Annotated in this window: 12 protein-coding genes; 4 read left to right on the top strand and 8 right to left on the bottom strand. The window is 38.6% G+C overall.

Going from position 1 to position 21,475, the window contains the following annotated elements; all coding sequences use genetic code 11:
* Nucleotides 1-157: 157 nt before the first annotated feature.
* Nucleotides 158-1,378 carry an IS256 family transposase gene (locus tag HMPREF1532_RS10125; protein ID WP_240043655.1) on the top strand — a complete coding sequence of 407 codons (1,221 nt, stop codon included), beginning with the start codon at nt 158-160 and terminating at the stop codon, nt 1,376-1,378.
* Between the two features lie 95 nt (nt 1,379-1,473).
* On the opposite strand, the gene HMPREF1532_RS10120 is transcribed toward HMPREF1532_RS10125, so the two are convergent.
* The 3 genes from HMPREF1532_RS10120 to HMPREF1532_RS10110 form a co-directional block, all read right to left on the bottom strand.
* Nucleotides 1,474-2,856 carry a sulfatase family protein gene (locus HMPREF1532_RS10120; RefSeq protein WP_005928576.1) on the bottom strand — a complete coding sequence of 461 codons (1,383 nt, stop codon included), beginning with the start codon at nt 2,854-2,856 and terminating at the stop codon, nt 1,474-1,476.
* A gap of 81 nt (nt 2,857-2,937) precedes the next feature.
* Entirely contained in the window at nt 2,938-3,879 is a 942-nt protein-coding gene (locus HMPREF1532_RS10115) for a T9SS type A sorting domain-containing protein (RefSeq protein ID WP_229103586.1), read from the bottom strand.
* Between the two features lie 53 nt (nt 3,880-3,932).
* Nucleotides 3,933-5,381 carry a sialidase family protein gene (locus HMPREF1532_RS10110; protein WP_005928571.1) on the bottom strand — a complete coding sequence of 483 codons (1,449 nt, stop codon included), beginning with the start codon at nt 5,379-5,381 and terminating at the stop codon, nt 3,933-3,935.
* 239 nt (nt 5,382-5,620) lie between these two features.
* Here HMPREF1532_RS10110 and HMPREF1532_RS10105 point away from each other — a divergent pair, with 239 nt between their 5' ends.
* The gene (locus tag HMPREF1532_RS10105) at nt 5,621-8,335 is read left to right on the top strand and encodes a sulfatase-like hydrolase/transferase (protein ID WP_005928568.1); all 2,715 of its coding nucleotides are present in this window, start codon (nt 5,621-5,623) and stop codon (nt 8,333-8,335) included.
* Between the two features lie 65 nt (nt 8,336-8,400).
* On the opposite strand, the gene upp is transcribed toward HMPREF1532_RS10105, so the two are convergent.
* Entirely contained in the window at nt 8,401-9,054 is a 654-nt protein-coding gene (upp, locus tag HMPREF1532_RS10100; RefSeq protein ID WP_005928565.1) for a uracil phosphoribosyltransferase, read from the bottom strand.
* A 267-nt stretch (nt 9,055-9,321) separates the two neighbouring features.
* Here upp and pckA point away from each other — a divergent pair, with 267 nt between their 5' ends.
* Nucleotides 9,322-10,929 (top strand): phosphoenolpyruvate carboxykinase (ATP), encoded by a 1,608-nt coding sequence (gene pckA / locus HMPREF1532_RS10095; protein ID WP_005928562.1) that lies wholly within the window; start codon nt 9,322-9,324, stop codon nt 10,927-10,929.
* A gap of 368 nt (nt 10,930-11,297) precedes the next feature.
* Entirely contained in the window at nt 11,298-15,398 is a 4,101-nt protein-coding gene (locus HMPREF1532_RS10090; RefSeq protein WP_005928558.1) for a hybrid sensor histidine kinase/response regulator transcription factor, read from the top strand.
* A 66-nt stretch (nt 15,399-15,464) separates the two neighbouring features.
* Here the strand turns inward: HMPREF1532_RS10090 and HMPREF1532_RS10085 are convergent, their stop codons facing one another.
* Genes HMPREF1532_RS10085 through HMPREF1532_RS10070 form a run of 4 tightly spaced genes read right to left on the bottom strand, consistent with a single transcriptional unit; the run spans nt 15,465 to nt 21,461 of the window.
* Nucleotides 15,465-16,964 (bottom strand): sulfatase family protein, encoded by a 1,500-nt coding sequence (locus tag HMPREF1532_RS10085; RefSeq protein ID WP_005928555.1) that lies wholly within the window; start codon nt 16,962-16,964, stop codon nt 15,465-15,467.
* A gap of 7 nt (nt 16,965-16,971) precedes the next feature.
* Complete coding sequence (locus HMPREF1532_RS10080) at nt 16,972-18,081, bottom strand: glycoside hydrolase family 43 protein (protein WP_005928552.1); 1,110 nt, start codon at nt 18,079-18,081, stop codon at nt 16,972-16,974.
* Complete coding sequence (locus HMPREF1532_RS10075; RefSeq protein ID WP_005928549.1) at nt 18,074-19,207, bottom strand: aldose epimerase family protein; 1,134 nt, start codon at nt 19,205-19,207, stop codon at nt 18,074-18,076. Before HMPREF1532_RS10075 ends, HMPREF1532_RS10080 begins: the two co-directional genes overlap by 8 nt.
* A 49-nt stretch (nt 19,208-19,256) precedes the next feature.
* Nucleotides 19,257-21,461 (bottom strand): glycoside hydrolase family 2 protein, encoded by a 2,205-nt coding sequence (locus HMPREF1532_RS10070; RefSeq protein ID WP_005928547.1) that lies wholly within the window; start codon nt 21,459-21,461, stop codon nt 19,257-19,259.
* Nucleotides 21,462-21,475 lie beyond the last annotated feature (14 nt).

The raw sequence follows: 21,475 nt of genomic DNA, 5'->3' as shown, positions 1-21,475 counted from the left end.
TATATAAACATCAGAATTATTCCGTTTACATTTTCTTATAGATATACCCGAAAACATACATAATGGCACTATAAAATATTTTGTGTAAATGTAAAATACGGGCTTCAGTATGGGTTCCGTATTTTTTATTTAATAGCTTTGCAAAATGAAGAAAATTATGAAAGAGAAGAATCATGTAGTGCCTGATGAGGTATTAAGTAAGGAGTTCCTTAGCCAGTTCAAAACAGAAGCTGATGTCAGCAAGTTTCTGAAGCAGTTACACGCGCAGGTATTGGAGAAAATGCTTGAAGGTGAGATGGATGCCCATCTGGGTTATGAGAAGAATTCGGTTTCCGGTCATAACAGCGGCAATTCCCGTAACGGCAGCTACCCCAAGAAAATCCAAACCGAACACGGTGAAGCGGTCATACCTATTCCCCGTGACCGTAACGGTGAATTCGAGCCCATAGTTGTTCCCAAACACGAGAGTCGTGGGCTTTCCATAGAAAAACTTGTTATCTCCCTATATGCCAAAGGAATGAGCGTGTCCGACATAGAAGAGGAGATGCGTGAAATCTATGAGATAGAACTGTCCACATCAGCCATTTCCATCATCACGAACAAAGTCAATCAAGCTGCTCAGGAATGGCAGAACCGCCCTTTGGACCCGGTCTATCTTATCGTTTGGATGGACGGTATTGTCTTCAAGGTTCGTGACAACGGCAAAATCATCAACAAGACTGTCTATCTCTGTATCGGTCTGAAACAGAACGGCTTGAAGGAAGTCCTTGGCATGTGGGTTGGAAAATCAGAAAGTTCTTCATTCTGGATGGGTGTCCTGACAGATTTGAAGGCCCGCGGAGTGCAGGACATACTGATTACCTGCACTGACAACCTGAACGGATTTACCGACACCATACGTGCCGTATTTCCTCAATCTTCCACGCAAATATGTGTCGTACATCAGATTAGGAACTCCTGCAAATATGTCGTTTACAAGGACAAGAAAGAGTTTACAGCCGATATGAAGAACATCTATAACGCGCCCAACAAGGAGGCTGCTGCCGTGGAACTGGATAATTTGGAAAAGAAATGGGGAGGGAAGTACCCTTATGCCATCCTCTCATGGAGGAATAACTGGGATGACCTGACTGTTTTCTTCCAGTTCCCATTGGAAATCAGGAAAATAATCTACACAACAAACCTCATAGAAAATCTGAATGGAAAAATCAGAAAGTACACTAAATCAAAACTTTCATTCCCTTCGGATGATGCTGTGAAGAAAATGGTATACCTTTCTCTGATGGAGATTGAGAAGAAATGGACAATGCCGATTACTAACTGGGGATTGATTATGAATCAATTTATGCTTATTTTTGAAAACAGAATTCAGATATAAGAGAACTTATAACTGAATCCCGTTTCTATTTACACAAAATTATGGATACTGCCTACATAATAAAAATACAAGTCTTCAAATAAATCTACAGTTTTTCATTTAGCAGGTATTTTTCTTTTTGCCCACCACTCCATCAGTTCTATATGCAATTCCTTTACAAGATCAGGGTTCTGTTCGGCAATATTTGTAGTTTCCTTCGGATCAGCTACAAGATCATATAACTCAAAATTCTCATCCCATGAATCCACCAAAAGTTTCATACTACCGCGCCTGATTGCCAAATGCGGACTTTTCTGTTTGGCATTTTTACCACGCGGATAATTGAAGGCTTTATTTCTACCAAAGTCCCACATTAAATCTTTTTTACGTATTTGAGGTTCACCCAATAAGGCTCTACTCATATCTTCTCCACTCAGCTCCATATCTAATGGTAATTTAGCACCTGTCAACGCACATAAAGAGGGTAAAAGGTCAACTGCACAAACAATACTAGAATCATTTATTCCACCAGCCTTGATTTTTTCCGGCCAATGGATAGCAAACGGCATTCGAATTCCACCTTCATAAAGGCTACACTTCACGCCAAGCAATGAATTAGTACGCATTTGCTGAAAGCTAGGAGCAGGACCATTATCACTGGTAAAAATAACAATTGTATTTTTCTCCAACCCCAGTTTAGTCAGCCCTTCCATCAAACGCCCGATCTGTTTATCATATTCAGTCAATACTTCTTTAAAATTAGGAGGTGTAGTCCAAGATGTCCTTTCCGAGTCCATTGTTTTCTGACTTGGTACCCAAGGAGTATGCATATCATCAGGCCATAAATTTACAAAACACGGTTCTCCTTTATGCCTTTTCAGAAAATCAAGTGTTTTATCTACAAAATAGGCTGTTCTATCCCAACGCTTCACTTGATCAGTCCGACTCCATATCCACGCCGAATCCGTAATAACAGGATCTGGGTTGGGACTCTCCCAAGTAGAAATATATTCATCAAAGCCATATTCGGTTATCTGCGGGGCATCTATTACATCACGCCCTCCCCCCATATGCCATTTACCAAAATGTCCAGTCGTGTAGCCCGCACTTTTCATTACTTTAGCCATCGTAGGAACCGAAGCGTCCAAATAATCAAATTGTTCACAGGCTGCATTACCTTTGCGCGTTTGCAGATAACAATTTATCCCCATTTCAGTAGGAAACCGTCCTGTTGTCAACCCAACACGAGAAGGCGAACTCACCGGTGAGGAAGAATAGTAGTTGGTTACAATTAAGCCCCCAGAAGCCAGTTTGTCAATATTCGGTGTTTTTACCCATCCATTATTAAGAAAAGAAACATCACCTGCCCCCATGTCATCCGTATAGATTATCAAAACATTAGGTTTACTCTGTGCCTGAGCCTCTCCAGCGTGTATAGGCGTATATATCATACAAGTGCCCAAGCCTAAAACCCCACTAATTAGCAGTTTATTATTCATAAGTATTTTATTTAAACCATTTATTCATGTAAAAATAGAGAAATATTGATAAAAGAACTATCTCTCCATTACTTTTTCAATTCATTGAATACAAACTTTTTTTGTTAAAGAGATTTCTGGTGATACCAATTTAACAATGTATGTACCCGATTGAACAGACGATGGTAAATCAACTGTACTTCCATTCAAAACAGACTCAAAGATTACCTTCCCACAAACATCAAAAAATAAAATCTTTGCTACGTCAATATCCCCCATAACATATAGCCTTGCATGATCGACATATATATTAATGTCATTTACAGATGTAGACTGAACCAACGTGCCTCCTACATTTTTCTCAACGGTTATCTTATAGACAGCAGTAAAGAAATTCCCCCCTCTGAAAAGCCGAAGTGTAACCGGAGTCGTTTTATCCAGATTGACTTCCAATATTTCGTCCTGATTCGTATAATCATTAGCGCGCTGAACAGGAATCGTTTCAAGCAAATTCCATGTAAATGAAGAAGCATCATATTCTTCAAGCAAAATACAATTTTCATTGTTACCATTCCCATTTCTTACATGAATAGAGATTTTTTTAGCATTATCTATTTGCGGTAACTGTATATAACTATCTCCTTTATTCCGTAAACGCAAACCATACTGATGAGTATCACCATCCGAACAAGTTTGCTCCAATTCTGCCGCTCCGGGTCTGATGTATGCCCCATTCAACGTAAATCCATTGATTTCCGTCCCGTCAGGAATATCTATATTAGAAGGAGTAGCTTCCGGAAATGTACCTACACCAGTTTCATCAATCCACGCACGTATGGCATCCTGCCATTCTTGAGAACTAAAATCTTCATTTAACCAATAATCTTGTGCATTCACCGTAAAAAAACTCAAACTAACAAATAAAAGTGCAGAAAGTAATCTTTTTTTCATAATAGTAATTTTTAGAGTTAATAATTTTATATCAAACAATTTATAATATAAATGTATGCAGACATCTGTAATACGACCGTCACTTTCAGCCATAACACGTTCACAAATGTTCATAAAAACCGGACATCCTATATTGTGATCAGAACTTAGTCATTTACCATTATTTTATAGGCTGTTTTTCCGGAAATACCGTTAATAATCCGGACAATATATACTCCCGGACAAAGAGTTCGAAAAGAATACTCTTCCGACAACACTTTTTTTACAACCAATACAGCACAACCCGCTACTTGAGATATTTGTACAGTTTCATTTCCAGAGAGACCTCGGATATGAATATTTCGGTTAGAGACAGTAACCTGATAAAAAGGAGATTTTAATCGAGTAACAGAAGTAGTAACATAATCCTTTATTCTACCTTTACGAAGATATAAAGCCCTCATTTCTTCTCCTGGGCTCGTTTCATGGGCCGCAATCAAAATCGTACTGTCATTCAAATGAATCATAGATGAATAAAAAGTATTAAGTTCCCCAAATGGCATTGCCTGCTTAACAGGATTTTTTGCATTTTTATCGGCTACCCAGCAATATATTTTCTTTCCACTATTATAACTAAATGCTATTTTACCATTTGACAATTTCAAAGCAAACGGTGCACCACCGGTATGTTCCCTTGTTAATGCCCAACGAACAGTGGTAGACAATGGATATACATTATTATCTCCCAACCCATTATAATTAGCAGTTTGCCAATTACCTTCAAAATAAGAAGATTCAAAAGTATAATCATCGGCCGGAGCAATGACAATCCATGGAGATACTTTTCTTTCTATACTTTCCGCAATAAACCCTAAACGATTGTCTTCCGTCAAAAACGGAGTAGGCATTCCCCCGCCACTCCCACAAAAATTATTACCGGCCCTCTCCTCGTTATAATCTCTCAATAACATCCTAGCCGTATAGCGTTCATTACTGAAATTCGTCCATGTCGCTCCATTATCAAATGAAGCGACAAAAGCCACTGCCCTTCCTCCAATCTCATTTTCCTGAATACACTCCTCTTCCGACAAAAAAGTCGGATATATATCCTGTAAAGTAAAGAAAATATAAATACCCAAAGGTGTTTGAATAGGAGTCGGTTCCCAATTACCTCCCTGAAAAACTTCTTCTTCCTTACTCCAAGTAGAACCACCATCTACACTATATTTAACACATACATAGCGATCTCTTCCTGTAAAATAATAACCGTCCTCTTTTCGCTTTTGATAAGTCATCAACAATCGCCCGTCGGTCAACTCTATTATATTACAATTAGCATACGTCCAGTCTCCCGTCTTTTGCAATAATAGACTTTCCGGCGACCATGTCACTCCATCATCAGAACTATATCGCTTAACAATCTTTCGCCCATAAGTGAATTTCTGATAGGTCAGTAGAATTTGTCCAGCTTTTGGTCCTTGTTTCATCAAAACCATTCTGGCATATTTGGCCGGACCAGGTATCTCCATGACATCTCCGAACCAGGTAATTTCATTTTGTGCAAACAGTGGTCCACACATTAAAAACAACATAAAGAATAACAATACCTTTCTCATAAATCAGATCATCATTTTCGCACATTGATAATTTGTAAGCAAAAGTAAGCCTTCCGATTTAAAGATACCCTCACGAATGTTTTAAGTATAAGTAGTATCGTTCAAAGAGAAAAAATAATAGCAGACAGACTCTATTGAACAAAAATTTTAAACTCAAAAACGATAGTGCTCATCAATTAAGGTAGGGATCGAATACCTTTGCATCAGTCATTACATTTATAATCTAATTAATAATAACCATGAAAAAACAAACCCTTTTGACAAGTACTCTTTTGTTGATTTCATCAATAGCACAAACAAAGGAAGAAAAGCGTCCTAACATTATATTTATCATGGCAGATGATTTAGGGTACGCCGAATTAGGATGTTATGGGAATAAATTCAATGAAACACCTGTATTAGACCAAATGGCAGCCGATGGTGTTCGTTTCACTCATGCTCAAACAGCCGCTTCTCTGAGTTCCCCCACCCGGGCAGCCTTAATGACCGGACAATATCCGTATCGAATAGGAGTTGTTGACTATCTTCGTGGTAACTCGGACCCAATGCGAACAGATATAAAAACTATTGCCGAAACATTACACGACAACGGTTACCACACTGGGATTATCGGGAAATGGCATTTAACTGGATATTCACTATCAGGAGCAAAGAGCCAAATACTCCCTTCGGAAAGAGGCTTTCAAGAAATGATTATTTCAGAAAACAGATACATAGGTAACGGAAGTTATTTCCATCCATACCATTTCAATGAATCCGTCGTTAAAATTCTTCCAGAAGAAAAAGAATTTCTGATAGACCGTATGAACTACGAAGCAGTAGAGTTCATCAAAAGAAATAAAGAGAAACCATTTTTTTTATATTTAAGTCATTATGCTGTACATAACGGACTGATGGGGCCTCCCGAAACCGTAGATCATTTTCGTGTCAAGCCTAAATCCGGCATCAGTGCGCCTTCGGAGAATAATCCGGAAAACGATCCTTATAAAAAATTTCCAGCAGATTATCGAGGAAAACCCAATAATCCACATTTGGCCGCTCAGCTGAAACACATAGATACAGGAGTGGGCGAAATCCTCCAATGTTTACGCGACAATGACCTTTTAAATAATACTTTAGTGATCTTTACAAGCGATAATGGCGGAGCGACCGGAGTAACCACTAATACCCCTTTAAGGGGAGGAAAAACAAGTATGTATGAAGGAGGCAATCGTATACCTATGATCTTCTATGGATATGGCACCGACTCTGCTCCTAAAATAATTGATCAGCGGATTATTTCCATGGACTTCTTTCCTACATTTTGTGAACTGACTCACACCAATATGCCCGAACAAATTTGTGATGGTGTATCCATATTGCCTCTTTTTAATAATAAAGAGATTGAAGAACGTGAATTTCACTGGTATTACCCTCCTTGCGTAAAAGAATCGGATAATTCACGTAACATAGAAGCTTCAATTATATCCGGAAAATATAAATTGATCGAAAGATATACATACAATGGGTGCCAATTATCTGTAATAGAGCAAGAACTATTTGATCTATCGACCGATCCATATGAAAAGAATAATCTATCAACTAAAAATATAGAAACAACCAGAATTTTAAACCGAAAACTAAAAATTTGGAGAGAAGAAATCGAAAAAGGAGAAAATAAGTCCGTAAATCAAATTATATATGTCTCTCCCCAAGGTACAGGCCCTGGTAATACTTGGGAGAACGCATCCAACTTAGAACAGGCTATCACATTGGCACATTCCATCCCCAATCATGAAATATGGCTAAAAGCTGGAACATACAACTTAAGTGCTCCAATTAACCTCGATAATACTTTCATCTTCGGAGGTTTCAAGGGAAACGAAACACGGTCAACAGACCGGAATTGGGATAAAAACAGAGTAGTCATCGAATGTAAAGATCGTATTTCTCCATTCCGTAGTACAACCGGCAACAATCGTCCAGGAGGAAGAGATGCTTATATCCCCTGCATTATTGATGGTGTTATCATACAAAACGCAATCAATCCTCCAGAAGAAAATGGAGGAGCCATGATTCTAAGCAATGGCGCTTTCGTGAGAAATTGTATTTTTAGAAACAATGCCACACGAAATGGGAGAAATGGCGCAGCTATCCATTGTAACAGTGGACATTGCATTATAGAAAATTCATTATTTATAAATAATACATCAGACGGTAACGGAGGTGCTATACAAATTGGAACAGGAACAACCGCTACTGTTCGCAATTGTACATTTGCAAACAATAGTGCCGTAAAGCCAGGAGGAGCCATAGGAACAGCTACCAACAAATCCAATTTAACATTGATAAATTCAATTCTATACAACAATATGTATGGAAAGAAATACAATAGCTACGGCCAGAATACAGATATAAACGGAGGAGGAACTATTATCTCTACACACAGTGCAGTAGAAAGTAACAGCAAAAAATTCATGGACGGAGACGATACAGATCACATGTATCTAAATAGAAGCAAAAATCCCTCATTTCTATCTCCATCCAGTATTATAGGGAAAGGAAGCACACATGATGAGATAGAGACAATTTATACTGCAATCTACATGTTAGCACCAGGATCACCTTGTATTGATACAGGATCGGACTACGAAGCATTAGACATACTGTTTGATTTACAACACCAGGACAGAATACAAGGAAAAGCCGTCGACATGGGTGTTTATGAAACCCAATCTCTTACCAACAATATTTATACAGAGATTAGCAATCATATAAAAGTGTTTGTGGTAGAAAATGAAATATATATCAGCGGAGCTATTAAAGGAGAAACACTTCATTTATACAACCTACAAGGCATACTTATTGATGCAATAACAGTAAAAAACGATAAAGACTATACAATTTTTCAACTGAGGGAAAGAGGAATATACATTGTTACCATCGGAAAAGATACAATAAAAGTAAGATTCTGAAAAAACATCCGACATCTGCAACAAAGATAAATTCTTTCCCATATGAAAGAAAGCATATAAACGGGCTATTCCTTTTCTCCATAAGCCAAGTCACCGGCATCTCCAAGTCCCGGCACAATATACGAATGCTCATTGATCTCCGGGTCAATGGCCGCACACCATATAGTCGTTTTTTCTTCCGGAAATATCGACATAATATGCTCCACAGCCTGGCGACTGGCTATAATAGACGCCACATGAATTTCTGACGGATGCCCTTTGGTAAGCATGGCCTGATAACTCAATTCCATACTGCTTCCGGTAGCAAGCATCGGATCGGTAATAATCAATGTTTTCCCATCGATACGAGGTGAAGCAATATATTCTATATGAATATCGAATTTCAATGTATCTTTATATTTGCGATAAGCAGATACAAAAGCATTTTCCGCATTGTCGAAATAGCTCAAAAAGCCTTGATGAAAAGGCAATCCCGCACGGAGAATGGTACTTATTACCAATTGATTGTCCGGTGTACAAACCGGCGCTATCCCCAAGGGTGTACGGATATCTTTTGTCGAATAAGCAAACGATTTACTCATTTCATACGCCATGATCTCACCTATCCGTTCGATATTACGGCGAAAACGCAAACGGTCGTTCTGCACCTCTACATTCCTTATTTCTGACACATATTGATTCAGAATTGAATTCGTTTTACTAAAGTCGATTATTTTCATTTCTATATATCATTATTATTTATTCAGAATTTATATGATGCAAAGTAAATGATAAAGTTTCAATTTGCAACATTCAGTTTGCAGATTTTGTTAGGAATCTATAAAAGAGATTCAATTAGGGAAAAATTTCTCTAATACGACACTTGTTTCGAAAGAAAGTGTTACTTTTGTAGCCGGTTTACAAGAGGATGTTATAAAACATCCTTTCCATAAATACCTGGAATGAGATAATAAACAAAATACCAATTTTAATTAATTCAAAAGAAAATGGCAAATTTAGATTTAAGCAAGTACGGTATTACCGGTGCTACTGAGATTGTGCACAACCCGTCTTATGATGTTTTGTTCGCCGAAGAAACAAAACCGGGTCTGGAAGGCTTTGAGAAAGGTCAGGTAACTGAACTGGGCGCTGTAAACGTAATGACAGGTGTTTACACCGGTCGTTCTCCTAAAGATAAATTCTTCGTTAAAGATGCTACCAGCGAAAATACAGTATGGTGGACTTCTGACGAATATAAAAACGACAACAAACCTGTAGACGAAAAATGCTGGAAAGCCGTTAAAGAATTGGCAACTAAAGAACTTTCTAACAAGAAATTGTATGTTGTTGATGCATTCTGCGGTGCTAATCCTAACTCTCGCCTGAAACTGCGTTTCATCATGGAAGTTGCTTGGCAAGCTCATTTCGTAACAAACATGTTCATCCGTCCTACAGCTGAAGAACTGGCTAACTTCGGTGAGCCTGATTTCGTTATCATGAACGCTTCTAAAGCAAAAGTTGAGAACTACAAAGAATTGGGCTTGAACTCAGAAACTGCTGTTGTATTCAACTTGACTGAGAAGATTCAAGTTATCTTGAACACTTGGTACGGTGGTGAAATGAAGAAAGGTATGTTCTCTTACATGAACTATCTGCTTCCATTGAACGGTATGGCTTCTATGCACTGTTCTGCCAACACCGACAAAGAAGGCAAAAACACAGCTATCTTCTTCGGTCTGTCAGGTACAGGTAAAACAACCTTGTCTACTGACCCGAAACGTCTGTTGATCGGTGATGACGAACACGGATGGGATGATGAAGGTGTATTCAACTTCGAAGGCGGTTGCTATGCTAAAGTTATCAACCTTGATAAAGACAGCGAACCGGATATCTACAAAGCTATCAAACGTGACGCTCTTCTTGAAAACGTTACAGTAGATGCTAACGGTAAAATTGATTTCGCTGATAAGAGCGTTACAGAAAACACTCGTGTTTCTTATCCTATCTATCACATCGATAATATCGTTAAACCGGTATCTAAAGGCCCGGCTGCAAAACAAGTTATCTTCTTGTCCGCCGATGCATTCGGTGTATTGCCTCCGGTATCTATCCTGAACGCTGAGCAAACTAAATATTACTTCCTGTCTGGTTTTACAGCTAAATTGGCTGGAACAGAACGCGGTATTACTGAGCCGACTCCTACATTCTCTGCTTGTTTCGGTGCTGCTTTCTTGTCACTGCACCCAACTAAATATGCAGAAGAGTTGGTTAAGAAAATGGAGAAATCCGGTGCTAAGGCTTACTTGGTTAACACAGGTTGGAATGGTTCCGGCAAACGTATCTCTATCAAAGATACTCGTGGTATCATCGACGCTATCCTTGACGGTTCTATCGACAAAGCTCCTACTAAGATTATTCCTTTCTTCGACTTTGTTGTTCCTACAGAACTTCCTGGAGTTGATCCGAAAATCCTTGACCCACGCGACACTTATGAATGTGCTTGCCAATGGGAAGAAAAAGCAAAAGACCTTTCTGCTCGTTTCATCAAGAACTTTGCTAAGTTCGAAGGTAACGAAGCTGGTAAAGCTTTAGTTGCTGCCGGTCCAAAACTCTAAACCAACATCTTGTTTCTAAAATAATTTAGAAATCAACCATATGAATAGGAGGGAAATCAAAGAATTTCTCTCCTATTTTTTATCCTCTTTTTAACAAGCAAAGCAAACTTTATTTTTGTTTATTCTTTCTATTCGATATTATAACTATAGTTGTATTATTGTTCTCTTTTTAAGCACGAATGTTCACTGTATTGATTATCAGAATTTTACAAATCAGTTAATTGAATACTTTTACTATGTACATCCACTTTTTTTTATTTCATTTGTATTGGAAAAACAGAGGTCATAAACATAGCCTCACCTTTTTTCACCTTATCTATACAGGATATTCATAGTTCTTTTTACTTTTACATAAACGTTTATATGATATGAAAGCACATTCCGTTTTATTAGCTCTATTTTTATTGATAGGATATACCATCAACATAGTTGCCCAAGTAGACAGAAATCTTCGATTCACTCATCTGACCAATGACAACGGCCTCCCTACCAATACTATTTATTCACTCTGCCAAGACTTTAAGGGTTTTATATGGATTGCTACGGCAAACGGATTATGTAAATATGATGGGAGGAGCATCTCAGTCTATGAAGTGGAACCTACAAAAGGTGAAAGAAAAAAAGGTGGAATTATACGTCATGTATTTGAAGATAAGCGCCACAGACTATGGGTCATCACACACAAAGGAGTAAACTTATACAATAGAAATAAAGATAATTTCAATTTTGTATCGGTTGATTCTTTAAATAATTTTAGCCGTGTTATTTATCAAGATGATAAAGGAAAAATTTACATGGGTGGTTCCGGAGCTTTTATATATAACGAACAAACAAGTAAGTTCGATCCATTCTATGTGAATCAAGATGAAACAATTACTGCATTCATCACCGCCATAACCTCTGATCAAAAAGGACAGATGTGGTTTGGACGGATGTATGGGGGACTAATTTGTGCAGATGTAGAAAATGGAAAATTGACCCGCTACAAACATAATGACCATAATATAAATTCATTAATTTCCAATAAAGTCACCTCATTATTTACCGACCATCATGGCAGAATATGGATAGGAACCGAAGATAAAGGAATTTGTTATTTTGACAGTTCCACCAATAAGTTTATCCGTATAGAAGGTTTTCCACAAATCTGTGTACGCACTTTTGCAGAAGATGCTGAAGGAAATATATGGATTGGTTCGGAAAACGGACTATATATATATTTATCAGATGAAAATAAATTCATCAATTACAAACAAAACTATAATGATAAATACTCGCTGAACGATAATGCAATCTACACCATTTTCAAAGACAAGGAAAATAATATGTTAGTAGGTACTTATTTTGGTGGTTTAAACATATTCTTAAATTCTTTCCTACAATTTACCTATTATGATTGTGGATATTCCGACAAATACTTGTCGGGAAAGGCAGTACGACAAATTATCGGTGATAAAAAAGGCAATTTATGGATAGCCACCGAAGATGGAGGGTTAAATTATTATAACAAAAAAGAGAAAAGCTTCGAATATTTCAAACCGCAACAGACAGGAAACTGTTTATCATATCACAACGTTCACTCTCTACTTCTCGACCAAAAAGATAATTTATGGATCGGAACTTATCTGGGTGGATTAAACAAATACAACCTAAAAACTCAAAAGTTCTCTCACTACATTCATCCAGAATATCCAGATCTGTTATCTAATAACATATTCACACTGCTACAAGACAAAGACGAAGAAATCTGGATTGGAACTACCAACGGATTATTCATTTATAATCCGGGAAAAGACCAATTCAGACAATTCGAAAAAAATATAGTTGGTCCTAAAAGTATTAATAACCTATTGGAAGATTCAGACGGAGACATCTGGATTGCGACAAGAACCAACGGTATATTCCGTTACAACAAATCCATGCAAAGCCTGCAAAGTTATTCTTATCAACAGGATAGAAGTGGTATCCCCGATAATTTCATAAATTACATTTTTGAAGATAGTAGAAAAAATATCTGGATTGGAACATTGGAAGGAGGACTCTGCAAATTTAATAAAACAAACGAATCCTTTACAACCTATACTATCGAAGACGGGCTTCCTTCAAACACTATATATGCCATTACTGAAAGTAGTTCCGGCAATTTATGGCTCAGTACAAACAACGGGCTAAGTTGCTTAGATATAAACAAACTGTTTTTTGTGAATTATTCCATTAGTGAAGGATTGCCCAACAAACAGTTCAATTATAATTCAGTTTATCGGGCAGACGACGGTCTTTTATATTTCGGAACAATCAATGGTATGATTGCTTTCTATCCAGAAAATCTACAGATGCATCACAACATGGCACAAGTAGAATTTACAGATTTCAAAATCTATGGAAAATCAGTAACTCCAGACACAATCGGTTCTCCATTAAATAAAAATATAGAAGAGGCAGATGAAATATACCTAAACAGCGAACAAGCTAAATCCTTCTCTTTCGAATTTACCGTACCTACAGTCAGTCATCCGAACAGTACTTTCTTTGCATATAAACTGGATACAGACAGAGAATGGAATTATATAGGAAACCAAAACCAACTGACATATGCCAATTTATCAGAAGGAAAATATACACTCACCGTCAAAGCAGTTTTTAATAATAAATGGGACAACAAAGAACCGACAAGGAGTATCAAAATCATAGTAGCCCCTCCTTTCTGGCGATCGGACCTCGCATATCTAACCTACCTCATCTTGACCGGAGTTTTAGGAACAGGGCTTTACCTATTTATCAAGAAAAGACAATATGAGAAAAGCCTTATACTGTCCGAACGCATGGAAAAGAAAAAAATGGAAGAAGTAAATACACTGAAACTCAACTTTTTTACAAATATCTCCCACGAATTGAGAACACCATTAAGCCTAATTCTCATTCCTCTACAATCTTTTCTTGAGAAAAACGTTTTCAGCCCGGAAATAAGGCCCAAAATGAAATTAGTTATCAACAATGCAATGAGAATGAATATACTATTAGACGAACTAATGCTCTTCAGCAAGGTTGAAACCAGACAAGAGAAGATTCGCGTAAAGAAAGGTAACTTATTAAATTTTCTAAGAAGTATCTGCGAAGGTTTCCAGATGCTCGCCGATGAAAAAGGATTAGAATACATATTGAAAATAGAAAATTCAGAAGAAGATGTGTGGTTCGCTCCTGTAAAAGTCGAGAAGATTATATACAATTTGCTTTCCAATGCTTTCAAATATACGGATAAAGGAGAAATCATAGTTAGAGCTTTTTATGAACATAAAAAAGACTACACCTACCTAAATTTCATCGTTTCGGATACAGGTGTAGGAATTGCTCCCGATCAGCAGGATAAAATCTTCGAGAACTATTATCAGATCAATGATTTTGTTAAAAGCAAGAAAGCCGGTTTTGGTATAGGTCTGGCACTTACCCGCCAACTGGTTTTACTACATAAAGGAGAAATCAAAGTAGAAAGTGAAATTAACAAAGGGAGCAATTTTATAGTGAAATTAAATATTACAGCCCGTGCCTTTTCTACAGATGAAATATCAGATAAGGATGCCGATGCTTCCTTTATAGAAGAATATAGATACCTCCCCGTCAAGTACGATAATAACGCTGAAAAAGTCGAGACAGAAAAAAAACTTTCCAGAAAAGAGTATAAATTATTAGTGGTTGAGGACAACTCCGAACTACTATCGACCTATGCAGAAATGTTTTCGGACATGTATACAGTCATTACGGCTCAGAACGGTAAAGAAGGATATCAAATTGCTAAAAAGGAACTTCCGGATATCATTATCAGCGATGTCATGATGCCCGAAATGAATGGTTTTGAATTAGCTCACAAATTAAAATCCAGAATTGAGACTTGTCACATTCCGCTCATATTGCTAACTGCTAAAACAGGTGAAGAGGCCCAATTGGAAGGCTATGAAAGTGGAGCAGATATATATGTAGAGAAACCATTCCACCCAGTACTTATCCAAAGACAGATTTCTAATCTGATAGCAACAAAAGAAAACCAGAAAAAACTCTTTGCTGCTAACAAAATGGAGGTCTATGAAATGAAAGCCGATGATAAAGACAAAGAACTGATTGCTAATATCGAAAAGTTGATTATAGCAAATCTGGACAATAATGAATTCTCATTAAATTACCTGTTAAAAGAAATAGGAATAGGACGTACCTTATTGCATATGAAACTTAAAAATATCGTAGGGCTTTCTGCCACTGAATTCATTAATAATATACGCTTGAAAGAGTCATTAAAAATCCTGGCAACAGGAAAGAATGTTTCTGAAGCTGCCTATGCTACAGGTTTCACTTCGCCCAACTACTATTCACGTTATTTCAAAAGAGTTTTCGGAATATCCCCCAACGAGTATATCGCTAACCTGCATCCGCCCAAAAAAAATGAAAACAACTCTTTGGCAGAATCTCCGACAAATTAGGACCTAAAAAAACAGAGAAGGAGTTTTTTAGCAACTTCTTCTCTGTCCTCCTGAAATGCACAACAATCAAAATTTACCTTTCGCTGATGCTTGTATACATCTATCTTCATCGACCCAACGCCCACGATACCAAGAGCAAGGTTTAAATTCATCATTTAATTCTCTCATTTTATTCTTCATCTGTCTCCGCTTCTCTTCCAAGACTTTAAACAATTTCGGATCATTTACCAGATTAACCGTTTGTTTCGGGTCTTTAATATTATCAAACAACAATTCGGAATTATCTACCAGATACGTCGCATACGTATATCGTTTATCCCGTACGGCTCTCCATTCATATCCGTCTTTCCATTGAAACGTATGTCCCATCCCTTGCATAAAAGCAAACTCCGGTTCTTTGCATTTTTCACCTAAAACCAATGGAGACAAGTTCATACCTTCTACAGAATCTGGAACTGGCAGATTCATCATCCCTAATAAAGTAGGCATAATATCAGGAGTATTCAAACAAGTATCTACCTCCCGACCGGGTTTGATTTTTCCATTCCAACGTACCATAAACGGAACTTTCGCCGCGCTATCGTAAAAAATCATCTTGAAGATACGTCCATTCTCTCCGAACATTTCACCATGATCAGAGAAAAAAACAATAATCGTATTCTCATCCAGCCCGAGCTCAGTAACTTTCAACATTAAGTCTCCCAAATAATCATCGATGCTGGACACCATAGAATAATACACCCGCTTCATTTCCGGTATATTTTTTTTCCAATAATTCACCCATCTCTGAGGATTTGTATTCCGATCCATATATTTATCCGGAATATCGTTCCAATTAGATGGTAACGTAAAAGGAACATCCTTGTAACGGTTATAATATTTTTCGGGCACATTTGCTTTTGTCCACGGATCATGAGGAACACCTACTGACAGAAACAAGGCGAATGGCTTATTTTCTTTCTGCAACCGTTCTAAAGAACGGATCGCTAAACGGAACTGTTCCTCCGGTTCATAACTTCCTTCACCGTAATAGATTTTTTCTTTCCTATCTTCATAATAATAAGAGTTCATATTCGTATGATGAAAATTATAAGCTTTCCATTCATCATCAAACCCCAAACGGTCGGGACCTTTCGGAATAAAAGCACAGTCATCATTTTCATGATCCGAGCAAGTACCATATAAATGCCATTTCCCGATATAAGAAGTATTGTATCCATTTTCTGTAAAAACATGTCCCATAGCGCGCTGATTAGGGTTCAGACGAAGTTCATTAATGACCATTCCCGTGCTGGATGAATACTTTCCAGTAAAAAGAGAGGCCCGTGCTGCTGCCGACACCGGAGTAACAGCCACGGCATTTGTAAAGTCAACACTTTCCGCCTTAAAACGATCGATATTGGGAGTCTTGGCTATCTCATCTCCCCGGCAGCCAAATACGTCATTTCTCAACTGATCGGTAATAATAAATATCAGATTGGGGTGTTCCGGCTGTTTCTGTTGTGCCATTGTCGTAGTGGGAATACCCACCGTCAGAGACACCCCGATAAATAAATTCTTTTTCATAATATACCTAATTATTCCTTTTATTTATTCCACTAACAGACGGTAAAGGTTGACGAACGGTGACTGGTTGTGCTTTCCCAAAATACGGAGAGCCATCAAAATCAAAAATAAAACGCTGCAAGCAAATATGCCGCTCCCATCCTGGTTTTCGATCCACTTTTGTATGATATACAATCCAATGCTCAGTGCCATCGGGGGAAGTCGTAAAACCAGCATGCCCCACCCCATAAACTTCCTCATTACCCGTAAAAACAGGCCCCGACTTTATCCAATTGTCACGATCCAACAGATTGTTGTCAGGATTCTTTAACTTCAACTGAGCTAATTTATACGTAGGTAGCCACGATTGTCCACAAGAATAAATGATGAACAACCGGTCTTCGTTTATCAATACCTGTGGTCCCTCGTTCAAGTCTAATCTTCCGTCTGTTTCCCAAGGTTGATCCGGCTCGGATAAAAGTGTCCGATTGGTCGATATAGTCCAAGGATTTTCCATTTCAGCGATGTACAAGTTCTGACGTGTTTTATCGGTCGATTCATTATTCTCCCATCCAGACCAAACGGCATACAGTTTTTTCTGCCATTCAAAAACAGTCATATCGATAGCCCAACGGTTCGCATCGGTATCCGGCCAACAATCTACATTGTCTCCCGTATAAATCATCCCTTTGTCGATATAAGCTCCTTGAGGATCCGAGCTTACTGCCTCGAGTACACCAGTACGCTGATGTATATAAGGAGGTCCAGACTCACCGGCCGCATAATAAATGTACCACTTTCCACACACATAGTGCAGTTCGGGAGCCCAAATACAACTCCTGTTCCATCCTTCTGCCGGAGCCTTCCAAACTTCTACAAGTTGCCCTTTTTTATGTAGTTCCTTTGTCTTCGAAACCGCAAGTCCTTTTTTATATACAAAACAGTAATAGTAACAACTATCGGTCTTATATACCCAAGGATCGGCTCCCTTAAAAACAGGATTACTAAAGGTTCTTACGGTGTCACCTTCTACAGCCCGTATTACTCCGGAACTGGAAAATAAAAGAAGCAGAGTAAACAGAATCCAACTTTCTCTCCAACCGGCCTGCTCTGAAAAAGGATGTTCCTCGTTATTCATTTTTCGTCATAAATTTATAAATACACGTATGAACATAAACTTCCCCCGGATTAAGGCGAGTAGTCGGAAAGTCTGGATGATTGGGACTATCCGGAAACTTTTGTGTCTCCAATGCAATTGCCTCCCGAAACCTCATCGGTTTCCCATATTTGTCTTTCACCTTCCCATTGAAAAAGTTACCCCCATAAAACTGTAGTCCCGGTTGATCAGACCATACTTCCATATAACGGCCCAAAGTAGGTTCATAGACAGAAGCTATCTGTTCCACACCCTCTATTTTCTTATCAATAATCCAATTATGATCATATCCCTTACCAAATCTCAATTGCTCATTATCCTGATCAAGACGCGCTCCTATGGCCGTTGGTACCCTAAAATCAAAAGGAGTTCCCTCTACCGGCACTCTTTCGCCAGTAGGAATCAAGAACGAATCAACCGGTGTGATACGACTGGAATTTATGGTTAGAATATGGTCATCGACCGTCCCGTTACCCGCACCTTTCAGATTAAAAAAAGCATGACAAGAGAGGTTCACGACAGTTGGTTTATCAGTCACGGCATTATACGTTATTTTCAGTTCGTTATCCGAAGTCAGCATATAAACAACTTTAAAAACAACTGTACCGGGATAGCCTTCTTCTCCATCAGGAGACATGTATGAAAAAGCGACTTCGTTATCTGTGACCCTATCTACATTCCAAACAATTCTATCCAATCCCTTGTTTCCTCCATGCAAACTTTGTCCATCATTGTTTCGGACTAAGTTATATTCCGTTCCATCCAAGGAAAACTTGCCATTTGCTATACGGTTGGCATAACGCCCCACAACCGGCCCCAGAAACCGTTCACCTTTATTATCCAGATAATGATCTATCTTTTCGAAACCTAACGTGATATCTTCATAATTACTATTTCTATCGGGAGTAAGCAAACTCACCACACGTGCGCCATAGTTCGTTATTTGTGCATATATCCCATTACCGGATTCAAGCGTATATAATGCAACTGGTTTTCCATCGACCGTCGTGGAAAAATCATCAGCATCTAACAAAGGAAGTATAGGCTTCCCATCATTTCTACAGGAAGCACAAAACACCGTCAACATGAACAAAAGATAAATTTTCATGATATTATTAATTATGATATATAATTTTCAGAAATTGAAATACTTTCTCTTAAAATGCAGTCAACCCATAATCAAAAAGCAAACTCCTTTCTCCATTCTGCTTATTTATAGTAATCTCCACCGTATTTTCCCCATTGTGCAATAAATAACTATAATCACTCAGATTATATTGATTATAGTTACGGGTATATCTAATCGGTTGATCCAGCACTTTTACACCATTCAGCCACACGGTGGTCGGACCATTCGCATATAACCATAAAGACAGACGTTCAAAAGGTTTGTCCACATGAAATATCTCCTTCAACCGTATCACCCCCTTATCTTTAATCTTAAAAGGAAACTCGGTATGATACACTTCACCATTCACGCTGACTTCATGCTTGGTCTGTTTCTGCTTTTGTGAATGCGGTATCAGAAATACGGGTTGGGTCGAACGAATACTATACAAACGGGAGTGTAACATATGCAATGTATTGGCCGGAATCTTTATTTTCTTACGGTCGTAAGTAATCAACCCGTTCACTTCACCCTCCACATCCGTCGTTTGGGTATAAATGGCGGCGCTTAAACCTTGAGCAATGAGCGTTTCAAGATCATACATCAGCCGGCTATAATCGGCCAACAGTTCAATGCTTCCGTCAATATTCTTATAACCCCAGTTATTCATACCGGGATTCCAAAGCGAACCTTCTACCGGAAACCCCAATCCGCCGAATTCTCCCAATACGGCTACCCGGTCATCAGTAAACTCAGGCAACACCATCGAAGCAGACGGATAATTATGAATATCGTGCACATGTCCCACCTTTCGGTCGGTCCATCCGCTCACGCCATTAATAATTCTCGTCCGGTCTTTCTGCATCATATTCTCCACTACTTCGACTGTGTTGTGTTGTCCCCACCCTTCATTAAAAACAACCCAGCTCGTGATACAGGGGAAAAAGCGTAAATGATCGATCATCTCGTCCAGTTCTTTAAGCCACTGAGCCGAGACCTCCGTAGGAGCATCCCAATCCTTTTCATCCGTATGCGAAAGATGTTCCGTCTCTTTACGTGCCGTAGCGAATCCCGAAGGCATATCCTGCCAAATCATTATTCCCAGCGAATCGGCATAATAATAGTAAGTAGCAGGTTCCACTTTAATATGTTTGCGTATGGTGTTGAATCCCATCTCTTTTAATTGAACCATATCCCAGATCATAGCTTCGGGTGAAGGAGGTGTCAACAAGCCATCAGGCCACCAGCCCTGATCCAATGTGCCATACTGGAACACAGGCTTTCCATTCAAACAAATTCTTTTGTATCCGGCTTCATCCCTGACAATCGAAACATCTCTCATTGCAAAATAGCTGGTTACCTTGTCCAATGTTCTCCCATTCCGGCACAAAGAGACTTCCAAATCGTAAAGTTTCGGGTTTTCCGGCGACCACCATACAAGGCCAGGAATCTGCAACTCGATGTCCTTACCCAGTTTCTGTTCGGAGGTCAGGATATTCTTTTCCCCATCAAATACTTTCACAAGCAGAGATTCGTCTCCTACAGATTCGGCAATGTCAAAGTGAAGTTTCACCGTACTATTCTCAATATTGGTTTCGGGGCACATCTGCCGAATATAAACAGGATTCACCGGTTCTATCCAAACAGTCTGCCAGATACCGGAAACAGGAGTATACCAAATACCCCGCTGGTTGAGCTGCTGTTTCCCCCGGGTAATGGATTCCGTATCCGTAGGATCAGTCACACTCAATTCAACTACCTGCTTACCATCCTTTTTCAAGAAACGAGTAATGTTAAAAGAGAAAGGATTGTTTCCTCCTGTATGCTTCCCGACCAGTATATTGTTCACCCATACCTGGCATTCATAATCAACAGCACCGAAATGCAAAAGAATCTGCTTGCCCTTCCAGTCCGGATCAATAGTAAACTCTTTACGATACCATAGCTTATCCGAAGGGCCAAACTGTCCCTCTACTCCCGACAAAGACGATTCAATGGAAAAAGGAACCAGTATTTCATCACCGTAGTGCACATCTTTCTTTTTCCGATTCATTTCCGTCACTTGATATTTCCACAAACCATTGAGGTTCTTCCAGTTCACTCGCTTCAATTGCGGGCGTGGATAAATTTGCCAAACATTTTCTACTGTTACTTGTTCTGCCCATCGGGTCTTTATCTTGTTGCCCTGTGGAGACCAGGCAAATGAGATGTAAGAAAAACATAAAGAACAGATAATCATGAACATTCGTACCATAAATATAAAATTAG

Origin of the sequence: Bacteroides salyersiae WAL 10018 = DSM 18765 = JCM 12988 (assembly GCF_000381365.1) — a bacterium.
GTDB classification, from domain to species: domain Bacteria; phylum Bacteroidota; class Bacteroidia; order Bacteroidales; family Bacteroidaceae; genus Bacteroides; species Bacteroides salyersiae.
This window is presented reverse-complemented; position numbering and strand designations above follow the sequence as displayed.